This is a genomic window from Halobacillus aidingensis, assembly GCF_900104185.1.
GTDB classification, from domain to species: Bacteria; Bacillota; Bacilli; order Bacillales; family Halobacillaceae; genus Halobacillus; species Halobacillus aidingensis.
In genome coordinates, this window is sequence record NZ_FNIZ01000043.1 from 1 (window position 1) to 4716 (window position 4716).

Below are 4716 nucleotides of genomic sequence, written 5' to 3' on the forward strand. Positions count from 1 at the left end.
ACTCCTAATATGAATGGAAACCCTAAGAATAATGACTGTACGACTTCATCACCATATTGTTTATCACCAAATATTGCGTGCCATAACTTTGACTTACCAGACCAGGTCGTAATTTGGGTTGCATATATAGTTCCAGCTAAAATAATTGTTAGTGTTATTAATAATCCACCTAACATTGTGAAGCCGCCAATTACGATTCTTTTCATAAAAGAAACTCTCCTCCAAACAAATCTCTTTCCTGTTCTATAAGTGAACATGATATTCTATATTGAACAAACGCCCCCGTTATTATAAGACTTGGCTTCGAGGTATTTTGAACAGACACTAGCTAACGCACCCGATAGTTTAAGAAAGAAGCTATTTATTTTCTGCTTTTCTTCCATAATGACTGATATGTTTTTCTCTTTCTTTCAAACCCTAAAGTGTATCCTAAAGAAATTAATATCATTACTCCAATAACAACTAGAGACTCTAAAAATGTTCCGTTTGCCATAATGCTTATAACAAATCCGAACCCTATCCCCATAACAAGACTCGGAATAATTAATGCACCTTTTTTAGCCCCTTTATTTGCAAGATATCTGGACAGAAATATTGCAATTGGAATAAATACAATGGTACATAAAACAAATATTATTGCATCAGTTCTCAATAGAAATCCTCCGTTTACTTAGCTATTTTCTTAAACTAAACCACTCCGTTAGCTCAATAAGGGATAGCCACTGTGTAACTATCGCCCCCTATACTGTAAGACTTGATTTCGAGATATCTTGAAGTAGATCATAAACTAACGATCTCCGTTAGATTAATAATGGTTACTCTGTAACATTTACTTCTAACGAATAAGGTATATATAAATACGTGTATTTAATATTTATTTTTTCAGGTACTTCGTTCCCAATAACAGCTAATCCATAGTGTTTTATAATTTGTCTGTCGTCTTTTTCGTATAGTCCTCTTAGCTCTTCGAGTGGTAACTCAGGTTGAACCTCTAGTTCGTTAATTTTGTGAAAAGTAATATATCGGTCTTCATCAAGACCTCCACCTGCTACCATATGATTTGTTCTGCTTGCACCCAATTCAACATTTTCCGCTTTATTTCCATTAACCAATACATTTTTAAGTTTAATATCTGCAAATCCAGAGTTCACTATTTCTACTACTCTTTTCGTTTCATTATCTTGATAAAAACTTATACCGTTTGCTGATAATGGTGGATTGGCTTTTAAATAGATAAAAATCCCCAACACCAAAAAGACTAAAATGTTAGCAATAGGTAAGCGTTTGAGGTTATCTCCGGCTTTTCCCCTGCTCCACACCGAACGTGCTAGTTTCCCAGCATTCGGCGTTCCATCTAAAGGTGTGTACTACATTATAAGTTCCTTTGTTACTCTTCGAGACTGGATGCGTCGATCCCTTCCACCCCACATACCTTTCGGTATTGATTGATTTTATCTAAGATCAATCGATTCTGTGGTAATTGGTTAAGATAAAACTTTATCTTCTCTATATCTTTTACATGAATCAGTCGATGAATATCCTTATGAAGAATACGCAGGTTTTGAAATTGATCGCTTCCTCCAAGATTCTTTGGCACATAGTGGTGACAATGAACATCTGAAGCGTGAAGATATTCGCCTGTAATTTCGCATTTCCCCATCTTCATACTATACCGACTAATACGATTATCCAGGTATTCGACACTTCGATTCGGTAAAGAAGACTTCATTAAATGTCCAATTTCTTTCTGGATATCCGGGCGAAGACTTTTGTGTATCTGTTCTCTGCCTTTCTTCGTGTAAAGCGAAAGCTTTGAACTGAAGCTCATCGCATGAAATGTTTTCACATTTCCGATGGGAAATAGATACGTACCATTGATATAGATCGTTTTTGTTCCTAAACTAAAGGTTCTCTTATAAAAAGGCGGTGGCTTAAAAGGATGTTTTAGCGTTCCAACCGGTCGAAGGCGGTTCACTAAAAATGGTTTAAGATCGTAAGCAAGACGTGAAAACACGAGACTTACATGAGTAGCTCGCTTAAAGTATTGGTGAAGTCCTAGAACAAAGCTATTGTAACGATGAATATTCTCAGCAGAAGGCGAAGCTTTCATTCTTCGAATGAGTTTCTTCGCTTCCTGTTTGATTTTCTCGCTTTTTGAAGAAATGACCCCAGTATGGGCCACTCGTTTCTTTCCCTTTTTATTCGCACGAATGTTGAACCCTAAGAACTCAGATTCTCGTTTTCTTAAGTTTACAATTTGAGATTTCTCTGGTGAGATGTCCAGCTTCAAACGCTCTTTGAGGTACAGACGTACCGCATGGTACCACCTCTGCGCTGTCTTTCCATCCCGACACAGAATTTTAAAGTCATCAGCATACCTGACCAGATATCCTTGTTTCAAATTCGTTTGTTTTCTCGCTCGCCTTCTTGCATCATCTGAACTGTAGGATTTCGTCAGGGGAAATACTTCCCACTGGTCTGCAACCCATTGGTCTAGATCATTTAAGACGACATTAGAAAGAAGGGGAGATAAGATTCCACCTTGTGGTGAACCCTTATCGGGCACACCTTCACCATCTATTTCCGATGTAATCATTTTAGAAATACATGCCAATACCTTTCGGTCTTGGATGCCGATATTCCAGAGTTGCTTCTTTAATAGGCGATGATTTACGTTATCAAAGAAACTTTTAATATCTACATCAACGACGTAATGAAGTTGACTATGGTTAATCAAGAACTGTATCCTTGCCATAGCATGATGAGCAGACCGCAGGGGTCTGAAACCGTAGCTATGTTGGAAGAATTGAGATTCTACAATCGGTTCGAGAACTTGTTTGAAGCATTGTTGGATCACTCGATCCAAGATGCATGGAATCCCTAGAGGTCTCCATTTTCCATTCTCTTTTTGAATCCATTCTCTTCGAACCTTCTTCGGGTGATAGTTTCTAAGTTTGGTTCGGACTTCGTTTACCAGATCTTTCTCGGATAGCTCTTTCATGTCATCGATGGTCTTCCCATCGGTTCCTGGTGTTTTTGATCCCTTATTGGTTTTAATCATGCGAAAAGCGAGCAGGATGTTTTCTCTCGATATGATGGTTTCATATAAATGAGAGAACGCATTTCCCTGACTCGCTTTTTCATGAAGATCCGTAAAGGTCTCCGTCATATTATAATAATCCCAGTTTCGCAGCGTTGACACTGTGGCATCCCTCCTTTGGAGTGATGTTCCCACGTTCCTACCCGATCGGTGCCATTCACGTTAGGAAAATAATCGTTCCATACTCTAGACTTGGGGCTATTCCTTCACTTCCATTACAGAAGTTTCATCAGTCATTCCCCTACCCTCACAAGGATAAATGCTTTTCAGCATGGCTTTATAGCAACCGTTTCAGGTGACAGCCTTTGATTCAACGTCCCTTGCTTTCCAAGTACCCTACAACGTAGCTATCCATACTAGACGTAGATGCTTCCTATAAGCCTGTGAGCTCGATACCGCCATCGTTCGGTATAGCGTCTTTCAGAGGGGGCAGTTTTACTCCACACCACTCACGTCATCGTAAGATGACACGTAAGTTTCCTTACGTTCGAAACTATAGACCCTTACCTTCGGAAGTTCGTCAGTTCCTATCTCAAAGAACGATTCTCACCCTATCTAGTTTTACAGCCGTGAGGCATATCCGTCGGCATACCTTAATTATGGCTTCAGCCTTCGTTCTGCCCAATCTACCTGTGCTTCACACCCTAAGACCTGTCCGTCTTAACGCATGCAGGAGTGTTGACGGGATGGTTTCAGGAAACATGGATCCTTCATTCCCACCCTCCGTTGTACAGTTGAAATTTAATGAAATAAACTTCCTGCCTTTCACGCTGAAAAGCGTTTATAGCAGAACTTGTCGCGCGCCCCCGTTTGTTTAAGACTTGATTTTGAGATAGTTGAAGCTGACTTAAACTAACACACCTGTGATTCAAGGTAATTTTTAAATGGTGTACGTAAATAAGGTACATTAATCAATGTAGACTTTTTCTAATTTAAACTGATTGCGATTATCATACGAATTTAATAGTACATGAAATGACTTATTTTCTGATAATCTATTCCAAATCTCAGTAATGTTACCTTCTCTAGTTTCCTCGTCTTCAACTATTTGAAGATAATCATCTTGGTTAAATACAGACTTTTTTTCTCCGAAGTCTCCTTCTACGGTCACTATGTATTCCTTGTTTACTTGTTTTAAATCTTTAACTTCTATAACTCCAAAATAGGATGTTTTCACATTATACTTATATAGGAAAATAACAGTAGATAATAGTATAAAACCTACAAGTGCAATTTTCCTTTTATTTATTCCTTTGCTTTTTTTATTTTCAATCATTTATTCTCCCCTTAATACTACAAGAACTGTTTGCTATTTAATAAGCTGATCTACCGTTAATATGCATAAGGTGTTTTATTAAGCAATCGCTCCCTTTATTTGAAGACTTAGTTTCAAGATATCTTGAAGTAGATCTCACACCAAATCACTCTTTAGTTGAGCAAAAAAAGTTTACTTAACCTTTCTTTTCAATAGTTTTATAATATTCAACACCTAAAATAACTAGACCCAAGACTGTAATGATTACTCCTAATATGAATGGAAACCCTAAGAATAATGACTGTACGACTTCATCACCATATTGTTTATCACCAAATATTGCGTGCCATAACTTTGACTT

The 4716-nt window shown here is 37.8% G+C and carries 5 protein-coding genes; all 5 read right to left on the reverse strand.

The window, feature by feature from the left end; genetic code table 11:
* The coding region (locus BLS23_RS21940; protein WP_208599199.1) for a hypothetical protein at positions 1 to 206 on the reverse strand (206 nt) is incomplete at its 3' end.
* A 155-nt stretch (positions 207 to 361) separates the two neighbouring features.
* Complete coding sequence (locus BLS23_RS21205; protein ID WP_089654998.1) at positions 362 to 652, reverse strand: hypothetical protein; 291 nt, start codon at positions 650 to 652, stop codon at positions 362 to 364.
* A gap of 163 nt (positions 653 to 815) precedes the next feature.
* A complete protein-coding gene (locus tag BLS23_RS21210) occupies positions 816 to 1319 on the reverse strand; it encodes a hypothetical protein (protein WP_089654999.1) in 504 nt (167 codons plus the stop codon).
* A gap of 68 nt (positions 1320 to 1387) precedes the next feature.
* Positions 1388 to 3202, reverse strand: a complete 1815-nt coding sequence (gene ltrA / locus BLS23_RS21215; protein WP_089655000.1) for a group II intron reverse transcriptase/maturase — start codon at positions 3200 to 3202, stop codon at positions 1388 to 1390.
* An 805-nt stretch (positions 3203 to 4007) separates the two neighbouring features.
* On the reverse strand, positions 4008 to 4376 hold the full coding sequence (locus BLS23_RS21220) for a hypothetical protein (protein ID WP_089655001.1): 369 nt from the start codon (positions 4374 to 4376) through the stop codon (positions 4008 to 4010).
* Positions 4377 to 4716: the final 340 nt, after the last annotated feature.